Genomic DNA, 23514 nt, shown 5'->3' on the forward strand with positions numbered 1-23514 from the left:
CCACACGTCGGGTACGCGAGGTGACCGCGCTCAGCGCGGCACGACCCGCTCGGCCGCCCACTCCCGCCAGCCGGTCAGCTTGTCCGCGGCCGCGGCGAGCTGGTCGGCGACCGGGCCCGGCCCGGTGGAGCCGGGCGTCGTCCGGGCGGCGAGCGCCGAACGCACCGACAGCACGTCGCGCACCGACGGGTCGAGGTGCTCGCTCACCGCGGCCAGGTCGGCGTCGGAGACCTCGTCGAGGGCGCAGTCGCGGGCCACGCAGAGCGCGACGAGCTTCCCCGTGATCTCGTGCGCGTCCCGGAACGGCACACCCTTGCGCACCAGCCAGTCGGCGACCTCGGTGGCCAGCGAGTAGCCCACCGGCGCGGCGGCCACCAGCCGGTCGACGCGCACCGTCATCGTGGAGATCATCCCGGCGAGGGCCGGCAGCAGCAGTTCGAGGGTGTCGACCGCGTCGAAGGCCGGCTCCTTGTCCTCCTGCATGTCCCGGTCGTACGTCATCGGCAGGCCCTTGAGCATGGTGAGCACGCTCATCAGGCCGCCGACGAGACGGCCCGACTTGCCACGGGCCAGCTCGGCGATGTCCGCGTTCTTCTTCTGCGGCATGATCGACGAGCCGGTGGCGAAGGCGTCGTCCAGCTCCACCCAGCCGAACTCCTGCGACGTCCAGAGCACCACCTCCTCGCCGAGGCGGGACAGGTGCACCCCGATCATCGCGGTGACGAAGAGGAACTCGGCCACGAAGTCCCGGTCGGCCACGGCGTCCATCGAGTTGGCGAAGGACGTGCGGAAACCCAGCTCCTTCGACACCGCGACCGGGTCCAGCGGCAGGCCCGAGCCGGCGAGCGCGCCGGCGCCGAGCGGGCTGATGGCGGCCCGCTCGTCCCAGTCCCGCAGCCGCTCCAGGTCGCGCAGCAGCGGCTGGACGTGGGCGAGCAGCCAGTGCCCGAAGGTGACCGGCTGGGCGTGCTGGAGGTGCGTCATGCCGGGCGCGGCGGTCTCCACGTGCCGCTCCGCCTGCTCGACCAGCGCCTCGGCCAGCTCGACCAGCCGGGCCGCCACACCCCGGGCGTGGTCGCGCAGGTAGAGCCGCAGGTCCGTGGCGACCTGGTCGTTGCGGGAGCGGCCCGCCCGCAGCTTCCCGCCGAGGCTGCCGAGCCGCTCCAGCAGCCCGCGCTCCAGCGCGGTGTGCACGTCCTCGTCGTCGACGGTCGGGCGGAACTGCCCGGAGGCGCACGCCGCCTCCAGGTCGTCCAGCGCCGCGAGGATCCTGCCCAGCTCCTCCGGGTCCAGCAGGCCGGCCCCGGCGAGGACCCGGGCGTGCGCCCGGGAGCCGGCGATGTCGTACGGGGCCAGCCGCCAGTCGAACTGCACGCTCACCGACAGCCGGGCCAGCGCCTCGGAGGGGCCGCCGGCGAACCGGCCGCCCCACAGGCTCGTACGGTTGGTGGCGGCGCTGTTCTCGGTCAGGCTCTTGTCGTCCACCCCGTCCATTTTGAGGGTCAAGACTGCGAACCACCCAACCGGGCGTCCCGCGCGGCGGCCATCCGGCTCGGCAGCCCCCACAGCTGCACGAAGCCCTTCGCCAGCGACTGGTCGAACGTGTCGCCGGTGTCGTAGGTGGCCATGCCGAAGTCGTAGAGGCTGGCCTCGGAGCGCCGCCCGGTGACGGTGGCCCGCCCGGCGTGCAGGGTCAGCCGCACCTCGCCGGACACGTGCCGCTGGGCGTCGTCGATGAAGGCGTCCAGGGACCGCTTCAGCGGGGAGAACCAGAGACCGTCGTAGACCAGCTCGCCCCAGCGCTGGTCGACGCCCCGCTTGAACCGGGCCAGGTCCCGCTCGACGGTGACGTTCTCCAGCTCCTGGTGGGCGGTGATGAGCGCGATGGCGCCCGGCGCCTCGTACACCTCGCGGCTCTTGATGCCGACGAGGCGGTCCTCGACCATGTCGAGCCGGCCCACGCCCTGCGCGCCGGCCCGCCGGTTCAGCTCCAGGATCGCCTGGTACGGGGTGACCGTCTCGCCGTCGATGGCGACCGGCACGCCGGCGTCGAACGTGATGACGACCTCGTCGGCGTCGCGGGGCTCGGCCGGGTCGGCGGTGTAGGAGTAGAGGTCCTCGATCGGCCCGTTCCAGATGTCCTCCAGGAAGCCGGTCTCCACCGCGCGGCCCCACAGGTTCTGGTCGATGGAGTACGGCGACTTCGCCGACACGTCGATCGGCAGGCCCTTCTCCTCGGCGAAGGCGATCGCCTTGTCGCGGGTCCAGGCGAAGTCCCGGGCCGGGGCGATGATCTTCAGGTCGGGGGCGAGGGCGCCCAGCCCGACCTCGAAGCGGACCTGGTCGTTGCCCTTGCCGGTGCAGCCGTGCGAGACGATCGTGCCGCCGTGCTTGCGCGCCGCCGCCACCAGGTGCTTGACGATCAGCGGCCGGGACAGCGCGGACACCAGCGGGTACCGGTCCATGTAGAGGGCGTTGGCGCGGATCGCCGGCAGGCAGTACTCGGCCGCGAACTCGTCGCGCGCGTCGACCACCTCGGACTCCACGGCGCCGCAGTCCAGGGCCCGCTGCCGGATGACGTTCATGTCCTCGCCGCCCTGACCGACGTCGACGGCGACCGCGATCACCTCGGCGCCGGTCTGCTCGGCCAGGTACGGAATGGCGACGGAGGTGTCCAACCCTCCGGAGTATGCGAGGACGACCCGCTCGGTCATGGTGTGGTGCTCCCTTCAACGTTCTCTTCCCGGCGGGCCCAGCCGGCGAGCTTCTCGCCGAGCGCGGCTCCGCCGTCGGCCTCGCGGGCCACGACGAGGATGGTGTCGTCGCCGGCGATCGTGCCGACGACCTCGGGCAGGCCCGCTCGGTCCAACGCGCTGGCCAGGTAGTGCGCGGCGCCCGGCGGGGTGCGCAGCACGGCGATGTTGCCGCTGGAGTCGACCCCGTTGAGCAGCTCGTGCAGCAGCCGGACGAGCCGCGCCGGCGCGGTCTCCGCCTCGCGCAGCGGCCGGTGGCCGTCCTCGGGGATCAGGTAGACGCCGCGCCCGTCGCCGCCGCGTACGGTCACCGCGCCGAGTTCCTTGAGGTCGCGCGAGAGGGTCGCCTGGGTGACCTGGATGCCGTCGCCGGCCAGCAGTTCGGCCAGCTCCGTCTGCGAGTGGATCGCCTTGTCCCGGATCAGCTCGACGATGCGGGCGTGGCGGGCGGCGCGGGTCAGCGGGGCGGTCATGTGGTCTCCCTGGTCGCGGTGGCGCCCGGCGCCGCCGCGTCCGGGGCCGCGGACGCGGCCTCGAGGAGGAACGTGAGCAGCGCCTTCTGGGCGTGCAGCCGATTCTCCGCCTGGTCGAAGACGGCGCTCTGCGGGCCGTCGAGCACCTCGTCGGTGATCTCCTCGCCCCGGTGGGCGGGCAGGCAGTGCAGCACGATCGCGCCCGGCGCCGCCTGGCCGAGCAGGTCGGCGTCGACCCGGTACGGCAGGAACGGGGTCATCCGGTCCAGCCCGTCGTCCTCCTGCCCCATCGAGGTCCAGGCGTCGGTGGCGACCGCGTCGGCCCCCTTGACCGCCTCGACCGGGTCGGTCAGCACGTTGACCGACCCGCCGGTGCCGGCCGCGATCTCCGCGGCCCGCGCCACCACGGCCGGGTCGGGGGTGAAGCCGGCCGGGCCGGCCACCCGGACGTGCATGCCGGCCGTCGCGCCGCCCAGCAGGTACGAGTGGGCCATGTTGTTGGCGGCGTCGCCGACGTACGCGAGGGTCCGGCCGGCGGTGCCCCCGAACCGCTCCCGCACGGTGAGCAGGTCGGCGAGGATCTGGCAGGGGTGGAAGCCGTCGGTGAGCGCGTTGACCACCGGGACGCTCGCCCCCGCGGCGACCTCGGCGATGCGGTCGTCGCCGTACGTGCGCAGCACGATGGCGGCCACGTAGCGGGACAGCACGCGCCCGGCGTCGCCGAGGGTCTCACCCCGGCCGAAGTGGGTGACCTGGGTGTCCACGACGAGGGGGTGGCCGCCCAGTTCGGAGATGCCGACGTCGAACGAGATCCGGGTGCGCAGGCTCTGCTTGTCGAACAGCACGGCCACCGACCGCGGACCGGCCAGCGGCCGGTACCCGAAGCGGTCCGCCTTCATCCGGACGGCGAGGTCCAGCACGGCCGCCTGCTCGGCGGGGCTCAGGTCGTCGTCGCGCAGGAAGTGGCGGGTCATGTGGTCGTCTCCGGGGTGGCGGTCGTGGTCGGGGCGGTCGGTCCGGCGGTGGCCGGCGGCGTGGGGTCGACGCCGGCGGGGGCCGGCGTGGCGGCGGGCGTGGTGCCGGCGGGCGTCGCGGCGGCCGGCGCCGTGGCGTCGAGGGCGGCGGGGAGGGCCGCGAGGAACGCGTCCACCTGCTCGGCCGTGAGGATCAGCGGCGGCGCGAGCCGGACCACGCCGGGCTGCACCGGGTTGACGAGGAAGCCGACCTCACGCAACGCCTCCGCGAGCACCGGGGCGACCGGCGCGGTGAGCACCACGCCGAGCAGCAGGCCGGCCCCGCGTACGCCGGACACCAGCGGATGGCCGAGCGCCTCGATGCCGCGGCGCAGGCGCTCGCCGACCCGCTTGACGTGGTCGAGCAGCCCCTCGTGGGCGATGGTGCTCACCACGGCGAGGGCCGCGGCGCAGCTCACCGGGTTGCCGCCGAACGTGGTGCCGTGCGAGCCGGGGGTGAGCAGGTCGGCGGCCCGCCCGAAGGCCAGCGTGGCGCCGAGCGGCAGCCCGCCGCCGAGCCCCTTGGCGAGCGTCACCACGTCCGGCTCGACGCCCTCGGCCTGGTGGGCGAACCAGTGCCCGGTACGCCCGACCCCGGTCTGCACCTCGTCGAGCACGAGCAGGGCGCCGTGGCGGGCGGTGATCCGCCGGGCCGCGGCCAGGTAGCCGGCGGGCGGCACGACCACGCCGTTCTCGCCCTGGATCGGCTCCAGGATCACCATGGCGGTCGCGTCGGTGACGGCGGCCTCCAGCGCGGCCACGTCGCCGTAGTCGACGTGCGTCACGTCGCCGGGCAGCGGGCGGAACGGGTCGGCCTTGGCCGGCTGCCCGGTGAGCGCCAGGGCGCCCATCGTGCGGCCGTGGAAGCCGCCCCGCGTGGCGACCACGTGGCCGCGGCCGGTGAGCCGGGAGAGCTTGAACGCGGCCTCGTTGGCCTCCGCGCCGGAGTTGACGAACAGCACCCGGCCGGGGCGGCCGGCGAGGGCCAGCAGCAGCTCGGCCAGCGCGACCGGCGGCTCGGCGACGTAGAGGTTCGAGACGTGCCCCAGCGTGGCGACCTGCTTCGTCACGGCGGCCACCACGGCCGGGTGGGCGTGCCCGAGCGCGTTCACCGCGATCCCGCCGACCAGGTCGACGTACTCCCGGCCGCCCTCGTCGACGACGACGGCGCCGGAGCCGGACACCAGCGCCAGCGGTGGCGTGCCGTAGTTGTCCATCATGGACTGCTGCCAGCGCTGCACGAGCGTGCTCATGACGGCACTCCGCCTTCCTTGTTCGCGACTGCGGGGCTCGCAGGCTCACTCCTCGCGCTCACGACCATGGTGCCGAACCCATCCGACGTGAACACCTCGAGCAGCGTCGAGTGGGCGACCCGGCCGTCGACGACGTGCGCGGCGGGCACTCCCCCGCGCACCGCCCGCAGGCAGGCCTCCATCTTGGGCACCATCCCCGACTCGAGGGTGGGCAGCAGCTTGGCCAGGTCGTCCGCGCTGATCTCGGAGATCAGGCTGGTCGTGTCCGGCCAGTTGGCGTAGAGGCCGGCCACGTCGGTGAGGACGACGAGCTTGCGAGCCTCCAGGGCGACCGCGAGCGCGGCCGCGGCGGTGTCCGCGTTGAGGTTGTGCAGCACCCCGTCCGCGTCGGGCGCGACCGTCGAGATCACCGGGATCCGGCCGGCGGCGATGAGGTCGGTGACGGCCGAGACGTCGACCGACTCGACGTCGCCGACCTGGCCGACGTCGACCGGCTCGCCGTCGACGTACGCCGGCCGGCGCACCGCCGTGAACAGCCCGGCGTCCTCGCCGGAGAGGCCGACCGCGAACGGGCCGTGCGCGTTGATCAGCCCGACGAGTTCCCGCCCGACCTGGCCGACCAGGACCATCCGGACCACGTCCATGGCCTCCGGGGTGGTGACCCGCAGGCCGCCCCGGAACTCGCTGGTGATGCCGAGCCGCCCCAGCATGGCGGAGATCTGCGGGCCGCCGCCGTGCACGACGACCGGCTTCAGACCGACGTAGCGCAGGAAGACCATGTCGGCGGCGAACGCCCGCTGCAGCTCGGGGTCGACCATGGCGTTGCCGCCGTACTTCACGACGACGGTCGAGCCGGAGAAGCGGGCCAGCCAGGGCAGCGCCTCGATGAGCGTGGCGGCCTTCGCCTGGGAGCGGGTGAGGTCGGCGGAGAGGGTCACGCCCGTGCCTCCCCTGCGTTCGCGGCCACGGGACCCCACGTCACCGGGTTGTTCGTCTTCATGACGAGTAGGCCGAGTTCTCGTGCACGTACGCGTGGGACAGGTCGGTGGTCCAGATGGTGGCCTCGGCGGCGCCCGCGTGCAGGTCGATGCGGACGGTCACGTCCCGCCCGGTGAGGTCGACCTTCGCGCGGTCCTCCGCGGCCGCGCCGCCCCGGCAGACCCACACCCCGTTGACCGCCACGTCCAGGTTGTCGGGCTCGAACGCCGCGGCGGTGGTGCCGACGGCGGCGAGGATGCGACCCCAGTTGGGGTCGTTGCCGAACAGCGCGGTCTTCACGAGGTTGTTGCGGGCCACCGTCCGGCCCACCTCGACGGCGTCGTCCTCGCTCGCCGCGCCGACCACCTCGACGGCGATCTCCTTGGTGGCACCCTCGGCGTCGGCGATGAGCTGCCGGGCCAGGTCCTGGCAGGCGGCGGTGACGGCCGAGGCCAGCTCGCCCGGCGCCGGGGTGACGCCGGAGGCGCCGCTGGCGAGCAGCAGGACGGTGTCGTTGGTGGACATGCAGCCGTCGGAGTCGATCCGGTCGAAGGTGACCCGGCAGGCCTCGCGCAGCGCGGCGTCGAGCTCGTCCGGCGTGGCCACCGCGTCCGTGGTCAGGACGCAGAGCATGGTCGCCAGGGCCGGGGCGAGCATCCCCGCGCCCTTCGCCATGCCGCCCACGGTCCAGCCGGCGCCCGGCACGACGGTCGTCTTGGGCCGGGTGTCGGTGGTCATGATGGCCTCGGCGGCCGGGGCGCCGCCGTCGCGCGACAGCTCACGCACGGCGGTGTCGACGCCGGCCAGCAGCGCGGGCATGGGCAGCCGCTCGCCGATGAGTCCGGTGGAGCAGACCGCCACCTCGCCGGCGCCGAGTTCCGGCACGGTGCCCGTGGCGGTGAGGGCGGCGGCGACGTGCTCGGCGGTGGCGTGCGTGTCCTGGAAGCCGGCCGGACCGGTGCAGGCGTTCGCGCCTCCGGAGTTGAGCACCACGGCGCGGACCGCCCCGCCGTGCACGACCTGCTCGGACCAGAGCACCGGGGCCGCCTTCACCCGGTTGGCGGTGAAGACCCCGGCGACGGCCGTCGCCGGTCCGTCGTTGACCACCAGGGCCACGTCGGTCGCGCCGCCGGTCTTCAACCCGGCGGCCACCCCCGCCGCACGGAACCCCTGCGGGACGGTGACGGTCACGGGCGCACCTCCTCGTTCACGAATCGCGCGTTCGGTTGCCCGGTGCTCACGGCGCCACCCCGCACACCGACAGACCGGTGGTCTCCGGCAGGCCGACCATCAGGTTGGCGTTCTGCACGGCCTGCCCGGCCGCGCCCTTGCCGAGGTTGTCGAGCGCGCTCACGACGATCAGCCGGCGCGAGTCGACGTCGACGGTGGCCTGCAGGTGGCAGGAGTTCGAGCCGAGCGTGGCGGCCGTGTGCGGCCAGCGCCCCTCGGGCAGCACGTGTACGAACGGCGCGTCGGCGTACGCCTCGGCGAGCACCGCCTGCGGGTCGACGCCGCGGGCCGGCACGGCGGTGACCGTGGCGAGGATGCCGCGCGGCATCGGCGCGAGCACCGGGGTGAAGGAGAGGCTGCGCGCCCCCGTGGCCTGCTTGATCTCGGGCACGTGCTGGTGGGTGCCGACACGGTAGGGCGACAGGTCCCCCATCACCTCGCTCGCGAGCAGGTGGGCCTTGGCGCCGCGGCCCGCCCCGGAGGTGCCGGAGGCGGCGACCACCACGACGTCGGCCGGCTCGGCGGCGCCCGCGGCGATCAGCGGGGCGAGCGCGAGACTGATGGCGGCGGCGTAGCAGCCGGTGTTGGCCACCCGCGTGGAGGAGGCGATCAGCTCCCGCTGCCCGGGCAGCTCCGGCAGCCCGTAGGTCCACTGGCCGGCGTGGGTGCCGCCGTAGTAGTGCGCCCAGTCGTACGGGTTCGCGAGCCGGTGGTCGGCGCCCAGGTCGACGATCCGCACGTCGGCGGGCAGCTGCGCGGCGAGGGCGGCCGACTCGCCGTGCGGGAGGGCGAGGAAGACGAGGTCCGCGCCGGCGAGCGCGTCGGGCCCGGCCGGACCGAGCACCATGTCGAGGCCGGCGAGCTGCGGGTGGACGACGTCGACCCGGTGGCCCGCCTGGCTGTGCGCGGTGGCGGCGACCAGCTCGAACTCCGGGTGCGCGGCGACCAGGCGGAGCAGCTCGCCCCCGGCGTAGCCGCTCGCCCCGGCGACGGCGACTCGGATCCCCATACTCACCTCCGCATGATTATGCAGTCCAGGCTAGCAGCGAAGATCGCGCCCTGCAAGTTCATACGGTCCACTGCATGAGAATTTGGCGAACGTCGACGAACGTTCGGCCCGGCGCGGGCACCGCCACGCAATCCATCGACTGTCATAATTGAAACGTTCTGGTGTGGGGCCGGAGACGGCCCGCGGGGGCACGCAGCGGAGGACGAATGGGACTTTCGTTCCGGATCCTCGGTCCGGCACAGGTCCTTCGCGACGGGCGGCCACTGCGCCTGCCCGGCGGCCGGCCCACCGCCCTGCTGGTCACCCTGCTGCTGCACGCGGGGCTCGCGGTGCCCGTGGAGCGGCTGCGCCAGGAGTTGTGGGGCGGGCAGGCGCCCGCCTCGGCCGTGGCGAACCTGCGCACCCACGCCAGTCACCTGCGGCACCTGCTCACCGCGCCCGGCGAGCCGGCCCGGCTGCGCGCGGAGAACGGCGGCTACGTGCTCCGGGTGGATCCGGGCGAGCTGGACGCCGCCGAGTTCGAGCGGCTGGTCGCCGAGGGGCAGGCGGCCCACGCCGACGGCCGTCCCGGTGACGCCGCGCCGCTGCTGGAACGGGCGCTGGCCCTCTGGTCGGCCACGGAGCCGCCCCCGGCGTACGGGCCGGCCACCGCCGCCGCGTTCGACCGGCTCCGCGAGCGGCGGGCCGCCGGCCGGGAGACGTACGCGGCCTGCCGGCTCGACCTGGGCGACCGGGGCAGCCCCGCGCTGCTCGCCCTGCTCCGCGGGCATCTCGCGGAGAACCCGCTCCGCGAGCCCGGCTGGGCGCTGCTCATGACGGCCCAGTGCCGGGCCGGCGACCGCGCCGCCGCCCTCACGACGTACCGGGCCGCGTGCCGTGCCCTCGCCGGCGAACTGGGCGTCACCCCCGGCCCGGAGCTGACCGAGCTGTACCGGGCCGTCCGGCGGCACGAACCGCGCCCACCGGCGGGACGCCCACCCGCCCGCACCCGGGACCGGCCCCCGGGCGACCTCCGCCCCGCCTCCCCCGTGCCGCACGAGCTGCCCTGCCCCACCACACCATTCGTCGGCCGCCGCGCCGAGCTGGCACGCCTTCGCACCGCGCTCACCACGGCCCGCGAACGCCCCGCCACCGTCTCCGTGTACGGCATGGCCGGCACCGGCAAGTCCGCGCTCGCCCTGCACGCCGCGGCCGCGGCGCTGGACGCGTTCCCCGACGGCCAGCTCCACCTCGACCTCGGCGGCTCGGTCGCGGGCACCGCGCCGTCACCGTTGCGGGTGGCGGCGCGGGTGCTGCGCTCGTTCCGGGCCGGCGCCGCGGAGCCGGTGCCGCTGGGCCTCGCCGAGGCACGGGCGCGGATCCGGTCGCTGCTGTTCGACCGCCGCGTGCTGCTGGTGCTCGACAACGTCGCCGACCCCGCCCAGGTCGACGGCCTGCTGCCGGTACGCGGCGGCTGCGCCCTGCTGCTCACCAGCCGCTGCCCGGTGCCCCACACCGACCGCCCGCTGCGCCTCGACCCGCTGCCACCGGTCGACGGGCTGACGCTGCTGCGGGCCGTCGCCGGGGACCGCCGCGTGGACGCGGAACCGGAGGCCGCCGCGGCCGTGGTGGCGCTCTGCGAGGGGCTGCCGCTGGCGCTGCTCACCGCCGCCGGCCGGCTCGCCGAGTGCCCGCACTGGACCATGGCCCGCCTGGCCCGGTTGCTGGGCGACGAGGGCCACCGGCTGGCGGAGACCGGCCTGCGTCCCCGGCTGACCGCGAGCTACCACCGGCTCGGCCCGGCCGCGCCGCTCTTCCGCCGCCTCGGCGGCGCGCCCACCGGACCGGTCACACCCGAACTGGCCGCCGCGCTGGCCGACGCGCCGACCGAGGAGGCCGCACGGGCGCTGGACCGGCTCGTGGCGGCGCAGCTCGCCGAGCCGGCCGGTCCGGGCCGGTACCGCATCGGCGACCTCGTCCGGCTCTACGCCGCCGAACTCGACGCCGCCGACCCCCCGGCCGGCGCCCACCGGGTCAGACCGACGCGGGACTGTCCTCCCGGTAACCCCGGGCCTGGAGGGTGAACAACCGGGCGTACCCGCCGCCGGCGGCGAGCAGCTCGTCGTGCCGCCCGTACTCGGCGACGCGACCGTCGGCGAGCACAGCGATCGTGTCCGCGTCCCGGACGGCGTTGAGCCGGTGGGAGATGAGCAGGCTGGTCCGCCCCCGGCGCAGGTCACGCAGCCGGGTGTGCAGGTCGTGCTCGGCCTCGGCGTCGAGCCCGGAGCTGGGCTCGTCGAGGATCAGCAGGTCACGGTCCGCCCGCAGGAAACCGCGGGCCAGGGCCACCCGCTGCCACTGGCCGCCGGAGAGGACCACGCCGGCCTGCTCGTCGTCCCGGTCCGGGCCCTCGTAGAAGATCCGCGTGAGCAGCGTGTCGTAGCCGCGGGGCAGCGCCGCCAGGGTCTCGTCCACGCCGGCCTGCCGCGCGGCGGCCCGCAGCCGCCCCGGGTCGTCCCGGGCGGCGAGGTCGCCCACCGCGATGTTCTCGGCCGCCGTGAGGTCGTACGGCATGAAGTCCTGGAACACCGCCCCGAGCCGCTCCCGCAGCGCCGCCGGGTCGAACTCGCGCAGGTCGACCCCGTCCCACCGGATCGCGCCGCGCTCCGGGTCGTAGAACCGGCAGAGCAGCTTGACCAGGGTGCTCTTGCCCGCGCCGTTCAGGCCGACGAGAGCGGTGGTCGAGCCGGCCGGCAGGAACAGGTCCACCCCGCGCAGCACCCAGGGGTGCCGTGGCGAGTACCGGAACCAGACGTCGCACAGCTCGATGCCCCGCCGCAGCGGCGGGACGGGCCGGGCCACGGCCGGCACCGGCAGGTCGCGCTCGGCCCGGACCACCTCGTCGTAGTGGTCGAACAGGAGCAGCGCCCGGTGGATCGCGCCGAGCTGCCCGACCAGGCTGCCCAACGCCCCCTGGACCCCGGGCACGGCGGCCAGGTAGATCACCACGTCGCCGGGGGTGAGCCGGCCGGCGGCGGCCGCCGCCACGGTGTAGACCACCCCGACGCCGGCGACCACCGCCCCGAGCAGCCCGAGCAGGCTCTGGGCGCGCAGCTCGCGCCGGTCCAGGCGCTGCTCGACGGCGTGCATGCCGTGCAGTTCGGCCAGCATCCGGTCGCCGAGGAACCGGCCGAGACCGAACAACCGCACCTCCTTGGCCGCCGGCACGCCCACCAGCAGCTGGGCGAAGAACAGGTCCCGCCGCTGGAAGTGCTCCAGGTGCAGCACCATCGCGGCCCGGGCACGGTTGAGCCGCAACTGGAGCCAGAGCGTGGGCAGCGCGGCGGCCAGCACCAGCAGGCCGATCACGGGGCTGAGCGCCAGCAGCACGCCGAGGAAGCCGCTGAGCGCGATGAGGCTCTGCACGCCGCCGAGCGCGTTGCCCGTCAGCTGGGTGGGACCGAGGTGGCCGGTCTGCTGGGCGGCCTGGAGGCGGTCCTGGAACGTCGGATCCTCCAGCCGGACCAGGCCCACCAGCCGCAGCACCGCGTCGTGCAGCCGGCGGCGCACCAGCCGGCTCACCGCCCGCATCCGCTCCTTCTCCACGTACGCGCGCAGGTGGGGCAGGAGCACGCCGGCTGCCGCGGCGACCGCGAGGCCGACGCCGAGCAGGGCCAGCGACCCGGGCGAGCGGCCCCGGGTGAGCCCGTCGAGGACGAGTTTGGTCAGCGCGGCCACGAGCACCGGCGCCACCCCGGCGAGCACCGCCAGCAGCAGGTCGGCCGTCGTGCCCGCCGGCGCGGCGCGCCAGGTGAGCCCGAGGGCCGCCCGGGTGTGCCGGGCGGCCCGGCGCGGCGCCAGTCGCGGGCCCGTCACGAGGCCACCGGCAGGTCCAACCGGGCGATGCCGAAGGCGGTCGACGCCACGATCCCGCGCTCGTCGAGCAGCCCGAACGCGGGGTACCCCTTGACGCCGAAGGCGAGCGGCAGCGGGCCGCTTCCCGGCTCGACGAAGACCGTCGCGAGGCCGGCGAACTGCGCGGCGTACGGCTCGGTGTCCGGGCCCTTGCCGACCACCACGATCCAGACGTGCGCGGCCCCTCCGGGCATCGTCCGCGCCCGGTCGACGAGCAGCGGGATCTGCTCCGCGCAGTGCTCGCAGGCCGGCGACAGGAACGCCACGAGCGTCATCGGCGGGATGTCCGCCCGGGTGCGCACCGCACCGTCCACGGTGGTCGAGACGAAGTCCCCGGGGATGGAACCGACCTCCAGCATCACCTCCGGCGGCGCCGCCTGGCGCTCGCCGAGCAGGTCGGTGTGCTCGCGCAGCCGGCGGATCACGCCGAGCAGCAGCACGAGGTTGAGCAGGCCGAGCGCGGCGACGAGGACGACGGCGACGGTCAACAGCGCCATGGGGACTCCTTCACGGGTTGCCGGGCGGGGGTCAGGGTCGGCCGGCCGGGCGGGTGGTCCGGGACGGCGTGGGGGCGAACAGGGCCACGAGATCGTCGAGACGGACGGCCACGGCGGCCAGCGGGACGGCCACCCCGGCGGCGAGCAGCGCGGCGGCCGGCGACAGCGACGGCCCGGCCACCGCCCCGCCGAGCAGGCCAAGCACGGCCACCGCGGCGAGGGCCACGTTGCGCGCCACGTGCCGGGGGCCGATCGGCGCGTCGGCGCTCCCGAAGCAGCGGCAGGCCGGGCGCGCGCCACGGCGCAGCGCGCCGACGACCGCGGCGGTGAGCACGGCCAGCAGTCCGGCGGCGAGCAGCAGTCCCGCGGGCGCGGTACGCCCGACGGCGAGCAGCACGACGACGGCCGCCTCGGCGGCGACGGCGAGCCGGGCCACCGGCCGGGTCCAGCGTGCGGGCACGCCGAACTGGCCCACCGACACGACGAACCCGGCGAAGGCCGCCCGGGTGCGCAGCTTGCCGACCACCGCGGCGAGGAACACCAGGGCCAGCAGCAGCCGCGCGGCCAGCTCCGTCGCTCGCATCCGTCCGCACCTCCTCGTCACGACGGAGGCCCACGCTAGGAGCGGGGGATACAGCGCGGATACATCGAGGTACGCCGTCGCCGACACCGGCTGTAGGTCCGGTGTACGGGGCGGCCGTAGCGTCCCCGCATCGATCGACGACAATCGGAGGGAGGTGAACGGATGTTCCGTCGACTGGAGAGCCTCGGCGAGCGGCTGCTCGGGGTGTTCGTGCCGAAGGTGACGGCCGCCGCCGGCTGTCCGCCGGACCCGTGGTGTGCGGTGTGCGGCACCTGCTACTTCAAGCGGTGCAGCTACAGCGGCTCGTGCGCGGTGAACTGCGGCTCGTGCGGCTACTACTGCTCGGCCGGAGCCAGCAGCATGACCTCACTGTGCTGATCGCGCTCGGGGGTGCCGCGTGGCCGGTCCACGGCCGCGCGGCACGTCCCCGTCAGTCCTCGCGCAGCCGCGGCCGGACCACCACCCCGAGCACGTCCCGCTCCGGGATGTACCCGCACTCCCGCGAGTCGTAGCTGAACGGCGGGTTGTCCCCCAGCACCACCAGGTGCCCGGGCGGAACCTCCCGCTCCGGTCGCTGCCGCAGCAGCGGCACCCGGTCCACCGGCACCGGATCACCGGGCACCGCGTACGCCCGCTTGATGAGCAGGCCGCGCTCGCCGTCACCGGGCGGCGTGGGGTGACCGGCGGTCATCGCCGCGGGGGCCACCACCACGACGACGTCACCCGCGCGGACCTCCCCCAGCGGCACCCGCCGGGCGAGCACCCGGTCACCCGGCCGCAGCGTGGGTTCCATGCTGCGGCCCACCACCGACACCAGCATCAGGTGCCGGCGGGCCCAGAGCAGGCCGGCGGCGGCCGCCACGAGGACGACCGCCACCGCCAGCCATCCGACCGCCGGCACCGGTCAGGCGCCGCGCAGGGTGGCGCCGAAGCGCTCGGCCGCCACGGCCACCGCGGCGTCCCGGGCGGCCACCGCCTCCTCCACGGTGAGGGTCCGGTCCGGCGCCCGGAAGGTCAGCTTGTACGCGAGCGACTTGCGCCCGGCGCCGAGCTGCTCCGAGGTGTAGACGTCGAAGAGCCGCACGTCCTCCAGCAGGTGACCGGCGCCCTCGGTGAGGGCGCGCTGGACCTGCGCGGCCGGCACGTTCTCGTCCACGACCAGCGCCACGTCGATCAGCGCCGGCGGGAAACCGGAGACCTCCGGCGCCGGCAGCACCGGCGGGGCCGGCAACAGGTCGAGGTTCAGCTCCATGGCGGAGGTGCGCCGGGGCAGCTCCAGCGCCGCGACGACGGTCGGGTGCAGCTCACCGGCGTGCCCCACGACGGCGCCGTCCACCACCAGCTCGGCGCAGCGGCCGGGGTGCCACGGCGCGTACTCGGCGGCCCGCACCTCGATCCGGTCCTGCGGGACGCCCGCGGCGGTGAGCACCGTCCGGCCGGCCTCGACCGCGTCCGCCCAGCCGGCGGCGCGTCCCGCGCCCCACCAGCCGGAGAGCTCGATCTCGCCGGCCAGCACGGCCGCGACGTGCCGCGGCTGGTCGGGCACCACGGCGTCGGCCGCCGCGAACTCCGCGTCGGTCGGCCGCCGGTCCACGCCCATCGCGGGCGGGCTGCCCGCGCCCGGGCGCGGGTGGAAGACCGCACCGATCTCGTAGAGCGCGAGGTCGCGGTGGCCCCGGCCGAGGTTGCGCTTGAGCACGCCGAGCAGCGGCCCGAGCAGCGTGGTCCGCAGCAGCGGCTCCTCGTCGGAGAGCGGGTTGGCCAACCGCACCGCCGGCCGGCGGGGGTCGTCGGCCGGCAGCCCGAGCAGGTCGGGCAGCTCGGGCGAGACGAACGGGTGGGCGAGCACCTCCACGTACCCCCGGTCGGCCAGCGCCTGCGCGACCGTGCGGCGCCGCCGCTGCTGCCAGGTCAGGCCGCGGCCGGCCGGCGCCACCGGCAGCACCGACGGCACCCGGTCGTACCCGTCGAGGCGTACGACCTCCTCCACGAGGTCGGCCGGGTCGGTGAGGTCGGGGCGCCAGGTCGGCGGGGTCACCGTGAGAGCGACCCCGGCGCCGGACGCCACGCCCACCGCCCCCGGGTCCTCGGCGAGCCGGTCCGCGCCCTGCGCCACCGTGCAGCCCACCTGCTCCAGCAGGGCGACCACCCGGGCCGGCGGGTAGTCGACGCCGATCCGGCGGGTCGGCAGGTCGGCCGGCAGGGTGATCGGCGTACGCGGGCGGACGTTGTCGATGTCCAGGATCTCGTCGCCCACGGTGCCGCCGCCGTACTCGGTGAGCAGCCGCACGGCCCGCTCCAGGGCCACGAGCGGCAGCGCCGGGTCGACACCCCGCTCCCAGCGCTTGGCCGCCTCGCTGAACAGCTTGTGCCGGCGGGCCGTGCGCCCCACCATCACCGGGTCCCAGTGTGCGGCCTCGAAGAGCACGTTGGTCGTCTCGGGGACCACCTCGCTGGTCTCGCCGCCCATCACCGCGGCCAGCGAGATCGGGCCGGTGTCGTCGCAGATCACCATGTCCTCGGCGGCGAGGACGCGGGTGACACCGTCCAGGGTGGTCAGCTTCTCCCCCGCCTCGGCGCGACGGACCACGAGCGGCCCGGCGATCCGGTCGGCGTCGAACGCGTGCATCGGCTGGCCCAGTTCGAGCATCACGTAGTTGGTGATGTCGACCGGCAGCGAGATGCTGCGGATGCCCGCCGTGGTGAGCCGCCGCTGCATCCAGGCCGGCGTGGGCGCGGCCGGGTCCACGCCGCGGACCATCCGGGCGGCGAACCGGTCGCAGCCCACCGTGTCCCGCACCTGCACCGGGTACGCCGGTTCGGCCGTGCCGCCCGGCGCCGGCGCCAGGGCCGGGTCGCGGAACGGCACGCCGAACGCGTGCGACAGCTCCCGGGCCAGCCCGCGCAGGCTCAGCGCGTACCCCCGGTCGGGGGTGATGTCCAACTCCAGCACGACCTCGTCGAGGCCGACGACCGGCCGGGCGTCGTCGCCGGGCTTGGCCGGGCTGTCCTCGGGCAGCACCAGGATGCCCGCGTGGTCGTCGCCGATGCCCAGCTCCCGGGCCGAGCAGATCATGCCGTTCGACACCCGCCCGTACGTCTTGCGCGCCCCGATGGCGAACCCGCCGGGCAGCACGCCGCCGGGGAGGATGACCACCACCCGGTCGCCCACGGCGAAGTTGCGCGCCCCGCAGACGATCTCCTGCGGCTCGCCGGTGCCGTTGGCGGCTCCCACGTCGACCCGGACGAACCGGATCGGCTTCTTGAAGCCGGTCAGCTCCTCGATCTCCAGCACCTCGCCGACCACCAGCGACCCGGTGACGTTCTCCCGCAGGTCGGCCACGGAGTCGACCTCGATGCCGAGGTCGACCAGCGCCTGCTCCAGGTCACCGGTGGGCAGGTCGGCGGGGAGGTCGACGTACTCCCGCAGCCAGCTGACAGAAACTCGCATGACTCAGACCACCGTCTCCGTAACTCGTGCCCGCATCGCCTACGCCCCGGTCCCGAGCGCCCGGCTGAACCGGACGTCGCCCTCGAAGAGGTGGCGGATGTCGCTGACCCCGTGCCGGACCATGAGGGTCCGGTCGATGCCCATGCCGAACGCGAAGCCGGAGTAGACCTCCGGGTCGATCCCGCAGGCGCGCAGCACCCGGGGGTTCACCATCCCGCAGCCGCCCCACTCGACCCACCGCGGACCGTCGCGGTGCTCGGGGAACCAGACGTCGAACTCCGCCGACGGCTCGGTGAACGGGAAGTAGTGCGGCCGCCAGCGGGTCCGCGCGTCGGGGCCGAAGATGGCCCGCGCGAAGTGGTCGAGCGTGCCGCGCAGGTGCGCCATCGTGATGCCCTTGTCCACCACGAGGCCCTCGGCCTGGTGGAAGACGGGGCTGTGGGTGGCGTCCACCTCGTCGGTGCGGTAGACCCGGCCCGGGCAGATCACGTAGATCGGCGGCTTGCGGCTCAGCATCGTGCGCGTCTGCACCGTCGAGGTGTGCGTCCGCAGCACCAGACCCGAGCGGTCGGCGGGGTCGATGTAGAACGTGTCCATGAGCCCGCGCGCCGGGTGGTCGGCCGGGATGTTCAGCGCGTCGAAGTTGACCCACTCCAGGTCGACCTCGGGGCCCTCGGCCACCTCGTAGCCCATCCCCACGAAGAGGTCGCTGATCTGCTCCATGAGCGTGCTCAACGGGTGGCGGGCGCCGCGCGGCTGCCGGTCGTACGGCAGCGTGACGTCGACGCGCTCGGCGACCAGCACCCGCTCGGCGTGCTCGCGCTCCAGCACCTCGGCGCGGGCGGCGTAGGCGGCCTCGATGGCCCGGCGGGCCTCGTTGACCCGCTTGCCGGCGTCGGCCTTCGCGGCCGGCGGCAGCGCGCCGATCTCCCGGCGGGCCAGCGACACGGGCGCCCGGTCACCGAGGTGCGCCGGGCGCAGCGCGGTCAGCGCGTCCGGGTCACCGGCGGCGGCGAACGCCTTCTCGGCGTCGGCCACGGCCTCGGCCAGGGCGGCCGGGTCGAGCAGGGCGACCTGCTTCGGGTCGTACGGATCGTTGCGGTAGGTCATGGCGTACGGGCACTCCCTCACGGCGGCGCCGGCCCTGCACGGGACGGCGAAGCGAGTCTACGGACGCGCGGCTTCGCCGCAGCCCGCCGGTGGGAGTTGCGCAGGGAGCAGGTCAGGCCCGCCGCCCGCCGGCACCGGCGGGCTGGCTAAACGAACGCCGTGGCGCGTTCATGGACGGTCGGTCTCCCCGGTCGTGACGTGCGCCCGGCCGTCTCGCGGCCGGCGCTGAGCTCTCGCTGAAGAGTACAGGCACACGGCCGCCGCCGCAGCCAGGTTCAGGCTCTCGGCGCGCCCGTGCAGGGGCACCCGCACGCGCGCGTCGGCGGCGTCGGTGAGCGCGGCCGGCAGGCCGTGCGCCTCCGAGCCGAACAGCCAGGCGGTGGGCGCCGCGAGCCGGCCCGCGTCGGCGAGGTCGTCGAGGTCGTCCTCGCCGTAGCCGGTGGTGGCGAGCACGGCGAGACCGGCCGCGCGCAGCGCGCCGACCACCTGCGCCGGGTCGGGGGCGCGGACCACGTCCACGTGGAACAGGCTGCCGGCCGAAGCCCGCACGCACTTGCCGTTGTACGGGTCGACGGCGTCACCGGCGAAGATCACCAGCCCGGCGCCGGCGGCGTCGGCCGTCCGCAGCACCGTGCCGGCGTTGCCCGGGTCCCGGATCTCGGCGAGTACCGCCACCAGCCGGGGCGCCCGCGCGAGCGCCCGGTCCAGCGGCACGTCGAGGTGCCGGCAGACGGCCACGAGGCCCTGCGGGGTCACCGTCTCGGCGAGGGCGGCGAGCGCGTCGTCGGTCACCGCCGAGACCGGGACGTCACCGCCGGCCGCGAGCGCGGCCAGCTCGGCGTGGCGGTCCAGCGCGGCCGGCGTGCCGAACAGCTCGGTGACGACGCCGGGCGCGGCCAGCGCCTCGCGTACGGCCTGCGGGCCCTCGGCGAGGAAACGCCCGGTGGCCTCGCGGTCCCGGCGGCGGTGCAGTCGGCGGGCGGCGACCACCCGGGGCGTACGCGGCGTGAAGAGCATGGTCTCCTCGACAGGCAGCGAGGCGCCCCCCGTCGGGGTCGACGAGGGGCGCCTCGACTTCAGCTGCAGGGGATCAGGCGGCCTGGGCCGCCGCACCGCCGGTGCCCTCGGCCGCCACGGCGGCGCGGGCCTTCTCGACGATCGCCGCGAACGCGGCGGCGTCGTTGACGGCCAGGTCGGCCAGGATCTTCCGGTCGACCTCGATGCCGGCGAGCCGGAGACCCTGGATCAGGCGGTTGTAGGTCATCCCGTTGGCACGGGCGGCCGCGTTGATCCGCTGGATCCAGAGCTGCCGGAAGTCGCCCTTGCGGTCGCGGCGGTCCCGGTAGGCGTACTGCATCGAGTGCAGCACCTGCTCCTTGGCCTTGCGGTAGAGCCGGGAGCGCTGACCGCGGTAGCCGCTGGCGGTCTCCAGCAGGGTACGGCGCTTCTTCTGGGCGTTCACAGCCCGCTTGACGCGTGCCATCTCAACTCCTTCTTACGTCAGGTGGCGCGCGTCAGCGGCCGAGCAGCTTCTTGATGCGCTTCACGTCGGCCTTGGCCACCTCGACGGTGCCGGTCAGCCGACGGGTACGGGTGGAGGGCTTCTTCTCCAGGTTGTGGCGCATACCGGCCTGCTGGGCAACGATCTTGCCCTTGCCGGTCACCTTGACCCGCTTGCCCATACCCGTGTGGCTCTTCATCTTCGGCATGTGGAACGTCTTCTCCCCTGTTACTCGCCGGTGGTCCCGGCGGGCCCGGCCGATTCGGCCGGCGGCGTCTCGGCGCCCGTCTCACGCTCGCGCGAGGCGCCGCCGCCGCGGGCCGCCGTGGCGGCCGCCTTGGTGGCGCGGTGCGGCGCGAGCACCATGATCATGTTGCGACCGTCCTGCTTCGGAGCGGCCTCGACGTACCCCAGCTCCGAGATCTCCGACTCGAGCCGGCGCAGGAGCCGGTAACCCAGCTCCGGTCGGCTCTGCTCGCGACCGCGGAACATGATCGTCACCTTGACCTTGTCGCCGGCCTTGAGGAACCGCACCACGTGACCCTTCTTGGTCTCGTAGTCGTGCGGATCGATCTTCGGCCGGAGCTTCATCTCCTTGATGACGGTCTGCTGCTGGTTACGCCGCGCTTCGCGCGCCTTCAGTGCGCTCTCGTACTTGAACTTGCCGAAGTCCATGAGCTTGCACACCGGCGGGCGCGCCATCGGCGCAACCTCGACCAGGTCCAGATCGACGTCCGCGGCCAGCTGAAGGGCGCGCTCCAGCGGGACGATGCCCACCTGCTCACCCTCGGGGCCGACCAGTCGGACCTCACGTGCCCGGATCTGCTCGTTCACGCGTGGTTCGACGCTGATGGGGCCTCCTCGAGTCGAGTGTCTGCTACGTGCCGACCCTGCGGCTCCCGGCGGGAACCGACCCGGAAAGCAGAAGGCCCCGGCGCATGCCAGGGCCCGCTCGACCGGTCGGCACGATCACATGATCGCGCATCCGGTGCCGGGACGTGCCCGGAACCGGTGACCGGACCCGGCCGCCTCGACGGCGACTCGGGTGGGAGCAGGCGCTCCACTTTCATGGCCGCCCATGCCGGCGCCTCCTTAGCAAGTGACACCGCACGGGACAGCCTGGTCGACTCGACAACACTACACCCTCGGCCGACCGCTGCCCAAACCGGGCGCCGGGGTCGTCGGACGCGACTCGACGCTCAGCGGTGGGGCGTGTTCTCCGCGAGGCGCGCCAGGTGGGCCTGGTGCAGCCGGCGCAGCGCGCGGACGCCCTCGACGGCCAGCTCCTTGTCGGCGGCCTGGAGGGCGACCATCGGCAGCAGGTCGTCGTCGTGCAGCTCCAGGCTGGCCCACGGGGCGCCCCGGTCGAACCGGACGCCCCGGACGACCTCCCACGGCAGCTCGTACGAGCCGACGATGTTGCGGACCCGCACGCCCCGCGCGTCCGCCTCGACCCGGGGCCGGGTGAACAGCAGGAAACCGAGCGCGCCGAACACGCCGAGGCCGACCATGGCGAGCTGGTCCCCGCGCTGGAAGGTGCCGTAGCCGCTCCCCGTCGCGCCGTGCAGCGACGTGGCCACGAGGGTGAACACGATCAGCAGGACGGCCGCCGAGGCCCAGCAGACCACCCGGATACGCCGGGGCCGCAGACGGATCAGCTCGGGTTCGCTCACCCCACCAGTCTGCCACCCGCCCGTTCCGCGCCCGCCGCCGCCACGCGGTTGCGCCGGCCGGCCACGACGACCGCGACGAGCGTCAGCGCCGCACCGGCCAGCACCGCCGGCCGGGCGCCCGGGCCGCCCGGCAGCAGGGCGTCCAGCAGCAGCGCACCCCCGAGCTGACCGGCCACCAGGGCCAGACCGGTGCGCAGCACCCCCGCCGACCGGACCCCGATCACGAGGCCGGCCACGATGGCCACGCCGAGCGCCCCGCTGGTGTAGAGGTACCACGCGTCCGGCCAGGCCGGCGCCGGCCCGGTGAAGGCGCCCGCCAGCGCCGCGACGAGCAGCACCGCCGGGGTGCTGACCGCGAAGTTGACCGCGACGCCCGCGGCGGCCGAGCCGGCGGCGGAGATCCTGCCGTTCAACGCGGACTGCAGGGCCACCCCGACACCGCCGGCCACGGCCAGCAGGACGAGACCGACGGCGAGGTCCCCGATCGGCTGGCCGAGCTGCGCCAGCGTCACGGCGGCCACGCCGAGCAGCCCGCCGGCGACCCGGGGGCCGGTGAGCGCGAGCCGACCCACGGGTGCGAGGCCCGCCCGGTCCACCGCGAGGCCGCCCAGGCTGCTCCCGGCCACCTGGGCGATGGTGAAGACGGCGACCCCGAGCACCGGCACCACGTACGCGCCGAGGACCACGATGGCGGCCCCGCCCAACCCGCCCAGATAGCTCCACCACGGCGGCCGGGTGCGGCGCAGCTCCGCGAGCCCGGCGCGCATGGACGGCAGCACCGCGAGCCCGACGACGACCAGCAGGGTGCCGCCCAGGTTGTTGACGACCGCGGCCAGCGTCGGCTCACCGACCCGGACCCCGAGTTCGCCGTTGGTCGCGCCCTGGGCGGCCGACGCGACGCCGGCGAGCGTGACGACGGCGAGCGCCGCCCACACCGGCAGCGGCCCACGCCGGCGCGGCAGTGCCGGCGGCACCACGCCGGGCACCCCCACGGCCGCCGCGGACCCCGGCGCCGCCGCCACCGCCTCCGCACCGGGCACCGCGGCCGCCGGGTCCGGGCCGGTCATCGCCGGGTCCGGGCCGGCCATCGCCGGGTCCGGGTCGGGCATCGCGGCGGCCCGGTCCGGGCCGGCAGACGCCGCGGACGGGTCCGGGCCGGGCACCGCCGGGCCGGCGGCCGGCTCGGGCGCGACCGGCGTGCCGGTCACAGGCGGCAGGCGTGGATGTTGGTGACCAGGATCGCCCGGGCGCCCAGCTCGTAGAGCTCGTCCATGATCCGGTGGACGTCGTCGCGGAGCACCATGGCCTGCACGGCGACCCAGCCCTCGCGGTGCAGCGGCGACACGGTGGGCGACTCGATGCCCGGGGTGAGCGAGCTGGCCCGGTCCAGCAGGCCGGCCGGCACGTCGTAGGCGAGCATCACGTAGCGGCGGGCCACGAGCACGCCGTGCAGCCGGCGCAGCAGCTGCTCGGCCTGCGGGTGCGCGGGGGCGCCGGCACGGCGTACCAGCACGGCGGACGAGTGCAGCAGCGGATCGCCGAACACCACGAGCCCGGCCTGCCGGAGGGTGGCGCCGGTCTCGACGACGTCCGCCACCACGTCGGCGACGCCGAGCCGTACGGCGTTCTCCACGGCGCCGTCGAGCCGGATCACGTCGGCCTTCACGCCCAACTCGGCGAGGTGCCGCTCGACGAGCCCCGGGTACGCCGTGGCGATGCGGTGCCCGCCCAGCTCCTGCACCGAGTCGATGTCGTCGGGGCGGGCGGCGAAGCGGAAGGTGGCCCGCCCGAAGGCGAGGTCGACGACCTCCTCGGCCGGCGCGCCCGAGTCGATCAGCAGGTCGCGGCCGGTGATGCCGAGGTCCAGGTCACCGGAGCCGACGTAGGTGGCGATGTCCTTCGGGCGCAGGTAGAAGAACTCGAGGTCGTTGGCCTCGTCCCGGCAGACCAGGTCCTTCGGGTCGGTGCGCTGGCGGTAGCCCGCCTCGCGCAGCATCTGGGCGGCCGGCTCGGCCAGGGTGCCCTTGTTCGGGATGGCGACACGCAGCATGACGGAGTGCTCCTAGCAGTCGGTTCGGGTCGACGACGGGAAGGCA

The 23514-nt window shown here is 75.1% G+C and carries 23 protein-coding genes; 2 read left to right on the plus strand and 21 right to left on the minus strand.

Going from position 1 to position 23514, the window contains the following annotated elements:
* Nucleotides 1-30: 30 nt before the first annotated feature.
* From argH to argC, 8 genes are read right to left on the minus strand one after another with little or no spacing between them, the layout of a single operon-like run.
* The gene (gene argH, locus OG994_RS13145) at nucleotides 31-1494 is read right to left on the minus strand and encodes an argininosuccinate lyase (protein WP_120331217.1); all 1464 of its coding nucleotides are present in this window, start codon (nucleotides 1492-1494) and stop codon (nucleotides 31-33) included.
* A gap of 8 nt (nucleotides 1495-1502) precedes the next feature.
* A complete protein-coding gene (locus OG994_RS13150; protein WP_120331218.1) occupies nucleotides 1503-2714 on the minus strand; it encodes an argininosuccinate synthase in 1212 nt (403 codons plus the stop codon).
* Nucleotides 2711-3226: an arginine repressor gene (locus OG994_RS13155; protein ID WP_120331219.1), complete on the minus strand. Its 516-nt coding sequence runs from the start codon at nucleotides 3224-3226 to the stop codon at nucleotides 2711-2713. Before OG994_RS13155 ends, OG994_RS13150 begins: the two co-directional genes overlap by 4 nt.
* On the minus strand, nucleotides 3223-4200 hold the full coding sequence (gene argF / locus OG994_RS13160) for an ornithine carbamoyltransferase (protein WP_328853429.1): 978 nt from the start codon (nucleotides 4198-4200) through the stop codon (nucleotides 3223-3225). Before argF ends, OG994_RS13155 begins: the two co-directional genes overlap by 4 nt.
* Nucleotides 4197-5492, minus strand: coding sequence for an acetylornithine transaminase (locus OG994_RS13165; protein ID WP_328853430.1), 1296 nt, complete (start codon nucleotides 5490-5492; stop codon nucleotides 4197-4199). The genes argF and OG994_RS13165 overlap by 4 nt, the downstream gene beginning before the upstream one ends.
* On the minus strand, nucleotides 5489-6430 hold the full coding sequence (gene argB, locus OG994_RS13170) for an acetylglutamate kinase (protein WP_120331222.1): 942 nt from the start codon (nucleotides 6428-6430) through the stop codon (nucleotides 5489-5491). Before argB ends, OG994_RS13165 begins: the two co-directional genes overlap by 4 nt.
* Nucleotides 6431-6488: 58 nt before the next feature.
* Nucleotides 6489-7661: a bifunctional glutamate N-acetyltransferase/amino-acid acetyltransferase ArgJ gene (gene argJ, locus OG994_RS13175; protein ID WP_120331223.1), complete on the minus strand. Its 1173-nt coding sequence runs from the start codon at nucleotides 7659-7661 to the stop codon at nucleotides 6489-6491.
* Nucleotides 7662-7707: 46 nt separating this feature from the next.
* On the minus strand, nucleotides 7708-8709 hold the full coding sequence (argC, locus tag OG994_RS13180; RefSeq protein ID WP_328853713.1) for an N-acetyl-gamma-glutamyl-phosphate reductase: 1002 nt from the start codon (nucleotides 8707-8709) through the stop codon (nucleotides 7708-7710).
* Nucleotides 8710-8915: 206 nt separating this feature from the next.
* Between argC and OG994_RS13185 the strand changes: the two genes are divergently transcribed.
* Nucleotides 8916-10772, plus strand: a complete 1857-nt coding sequence (locus OG994_RS13185) for an AfsR/SARP family transcriptional regulator (protein ID WP_328853431.1) — start codon at nucleotides 8916-8918, stop codon at nucleotides 10770-10772.
* Here the strand turns inward: OG994_RS13185 and OG994_RS13190 are convergent.
* Genes OG994_RS13190 through OG994_RS13200 form a run of 3 tightly spaced genes read right to left on the minus strand, consistent with a single transcriptional unit; the run spans nucleotide 10723 to nucleotide 13683 of the window.
* Nucleotides 10723-12564, minus strand: coding sequence for an ABC transporter ATP-binding protein (locus tag OG994_RS13190; protein ID WP_328853432.1), 1842 nt, complete (start codon nucleotides 12562-12564; stop codon nucleotides 10723-10725). The two genes, OG994_RS13185 and OG994_RS13190, sit on opposite strands and share 50 nt — an antisense overlap.
* Nucleotides 12561-13100 carry a TlpA family protein disulfide reductase gene (locus tag OG994_RS13195; protein ID WP_120331227.1) on the minus strand — a complete coding sequence of 180 codons (540 nt, stop codon included), beginning with the start codon at nucleotides 13098-13100 and terminating at the stop codon, nucleotides 12561-12563. Before OG994_RS13195 ends, OG994_RS13190 begins: the two co-directional genes overlap by 4 nt.
* 31 nt (nucleotides 13101-13131) lie before the next feature.
* Nucleotides 13132-13683, minus strand: a complete 552-nt coding sequence (locus tag OG994_RS13200) for a MauE/DoxX family redox-associated membrane protein (protein WP_328853433.1) — start codon at nucleotides 13681-13683, stop codon at nucleotides 13132-13134.
* Between the two features lie 162 nt (nucleotides 13684-13845).
* Here OG994_RS13200 and OG994_RS13205 point away from each other — a divergent pair, with 162 nt between their 5' ends.
* Nucleotides 13846-14061, plus strand: a complete 216-nt coding sequence (locus OG994_RS13205; protein WP_120331229.1) for a hypothetical protein — start codon at nucleotides 13846-13848, stop codon at nucleotides 14059-14061.
* Between the two features lie 52 nt (nucleotides 14062-14113).
* Here OG994_RS13205 and OG994_RS13210 read toward each other — a convergent pair whose 3' ends face one another.
* The 10 genes from OG994_RS13210 to hisG form a co-directional block, all read right to left on the minus strand.
* Nucleotides 14114-14560, minus strand: coding sequence for a S26 family signal peptidase (locus OG994_RS13210; RefSeq protein ID WP_328853434.1), 447 nt, complete (start codon nucleotides 14558-14560; stop codon nucleotides 14114-14116).
* Nucleotides 14561-14587: 27 nt separating this feature from the next.
* Nucleotides 14588-17134 carry a phenylalanine--tRNA ligase subunit beta gene (gene pheT, locus OG994_RS13215; protein WP_328853435.1) on the minus strand — a complete coding sequence of 849 codons (2547 nt, stop codon included), beginning with the start codon at nucleotides 17132-17134 and terminating at the stop codon, nucleotides 14588-14590.
* 39 nt (nucleotides 17135-17173) lie between these two features.
* A complete protein-coding gene (gene pheS, locus OG994_RS13220) occupies nucleotides 17174-18244 on the minus strand; it encodes a phenylalanine--tRNA ligase subunit alpha (RefSeq protein WP_328853436.1) in 1071 nt (356 codons plus the stop codon).
* 168 nt (nucleotides 18245-18412) lie between these two features.
* A complete protein-coding gene (locus tag OG994_RS13225) occupies nucleotides 18413-19261 on the minus strand; it encodes a TrmH family RNA methyltransferase (RefSeq protein WP_120331232.1) in 849 nt (282 codons plus the stop codon).
* Nucleotides 19262-19334: 73 nt separating this feature from the next.
* On the minus strand, nucleotides 19335-19727 hold the full coding sequence (gene rplT / locus OG994_RS13230; RefSeq protein ID WP_120331233.1) for a 50S ribosomal protein L20: 393 nt from the start codon (nucleotides 19725-19727) through the stop codon (nucleotides 19335-19337).
* A 31-nt stretch (nucleotides 19728-19758) separates the two neighbouring features.
* Entirely contained in the window at nucleotides 19759-19953 is a 195-nt protein-coding gene (gene rpmI, locus OG994_RS13235; protein WP_120331234.1) for a 50S ribosomal protein L35, read from the minus strand.
* Nucleotides 19954-19973: 20 nt separating this feature from the next.
* Nucleotides 19974-20579: a translation initiation factor IF-3 gene (gene infC / locus OG994_RS13240; RefSeq protein ID WP_120331235.1), complete on the minus strand. Its 606-nt coding sequence runs from the start codon at nucleotides 20577-20579 to the stop codon at nucleotides 19974-19976.
* Between the two features lie 365 nt (nucleotides 20580-20944).
* Nucleotides 20945-21418, minus strand: a complete 474-nt coding sequence (locus OG994_RS13245) for a PH domain-containing protein (protein WP_192902279.1) — start codon at nucleotides 21416-21418, stop codon at nucleotides 20945-20947.
* On the minus strand, nucleotides 21415-22626 hold the full coding sequence (locus OG994_RS13250; RefSeq protein WP_328853437.1) for a DMT family transporter: 1212 nt from the start codon (nucleotides 22624-22626) through the stop codon (nucleotides 21415-21417). Before OG994_RS13250 ends, OG994_RS13245 begins: the two co-directional genes overlap by 4 nt.
* Nucleotides 22623-23468 carry an ATP phosphoribosyltransferase gene (gene hisG, locus OG994_RS13255; RefSeq protein WP_120331237.1) on the minus strand — a complete coding sequence of 282 codons (846 nt, stop codon included), beginning with the start codon at nucleotides 23466-23468 and terminating at the stop codon, nucleotides 22623-22625. The genes OG994_RS13250 and hisG overlap by 4 nt, the downstream gene beginning before the upstream one ends.
* Nucleotides 23469-23514: the final 46 nt, after the last annotated feature.

The sequence above is a fragment of the Micromonospora globbae genome, from assembly GCF_036184225.1.
In the GTDB taxonomy this organism is placed as follows: Bacteria; Actinomycetota; Actinomycetes; order Mycobacteriales; family Micromonosporaceae; genus Micromonospora; species Micromonospora globbae.

What these genes read in the sequence shown, in the direction of transcription:
- OG994_RS13205 (WP_120331229.1), top strand. Translation starts at nt 13,846, where the DNA reads ATGTTCCGTCGACTGGAGAGCCTCGGCGAGCGGCTGCTCGGGGTGTTC.
- OG994_RS13150 (WP_120331218.1), bottom strand. Translation starts at nt 2,714, where the DNA reads ATGACCGAGCGGGTCGTCCTCGCATACTCCGGAGGGTTGGACACCTCC.
- argH (WP_120331217.1), bottom strand. Translation starts at nt 1,494, where the DNA reads ATGGACGGGGTGGACGACAAGAGCCTGACCGAGAACAGCGCCGCCACC.
- OG994_RS13165 (WP_328853430.1), bottom strand. Translation starts at nt 5,492, where the DNA reads ATGAGCACGCTCGTGCAGCGCTGGCAGCAGTCCATGATGGACAACTAC.
- OG994_RS13225 (WP_120331232.1), bottom strand. Translation starts at nt 19,261, where the DNA reads ATGCTCTTCACGCCGCGTACGCCCCGGGTGGTCGCCGCCCGCCGACTG.
- OG994_RS13195 (WP_120331227.1), bottom strand. Translation starts at nt 13,100, where the DNA reads ATGGCGCTGTTGACCGTCGCCGTCGTCCTCGTCGCCGCGCTCGGCCTG.
- OG994_RS13155 (WP_120331219.1), bottom strand. Translation starts at nt 3,226, where the DNA reads ATGACCGCCCCGCTGACCCGCGCCGCCCGCCACGCCCGCATCGTCGAG.
- rpmI (WP_120331234.1), bottom strand. Translation starts at nt 19,953, where the DNA reads ATGCCGAAGATGAAGAGCCACACGGGTATGGGCAAGCGGGTCAAGGTG.
- argF (WP_328853429.1), bottom strand. Translation starts at nt 4,200, where the DNA reads ATGACCCGCCACTTCCTGCGCGACGACGACCTGAGCCCCGCCGAGCAG.
- OG994_RS13200 (WP_328853433.1), bottom strand. Translation starts at nt 13,683, where the DNA reads ATGCGAGCGACGGAGCTGGCCGCGCGGCTGCTGCTGGCCCTGGTGTTC.
- pheS (WP_328853436.1), bottom strand. Translation starts at nt 18,244, where the DNA reads ATGACCTACCGCAACGATCCGTACGACCCGAAGCAGGTCGCCCTGCTC.
- hisG (WP_120331237.1), bottom strand. Translation starts at nt 23,468, where the DNA reads ATGCTGCGTGTCGCCATCCCGAACAAGGGCACCCTGGCCGAGCCGGCC.
- rplT (WP_120331233.1), bottom strand. Translation starts at nt 19,727, where the DNA reads ATGGCACGCGTCAAGCGGGCTGTGAACGCCCAGAAGAAGCGCCGTACC.
- OG994_RS13185 (WP_328853431.1), top strand. Translation starts at nt 8,916, where the DNA reads ATGGGACTTTCGTTCCGGATCCTCGGTCCGGCACAGGTCCTTCGCGAC.
- pheT (WP_328853435.1), bottom strand. Translation starts at nt 17,134, where the DNA reads ATGCGAGTTTCTGTCAGCTGGCTGCGGGAGTACGTCGACCTCCCCGCC.
- argC (WP_328853713.1), bottom strand. Translation starts at nt 8,709, where the DNA reads ATGGGGATCCGAGTCGCCGTCGCCGGGGCGAGCGGCTACGCCGGGGGC.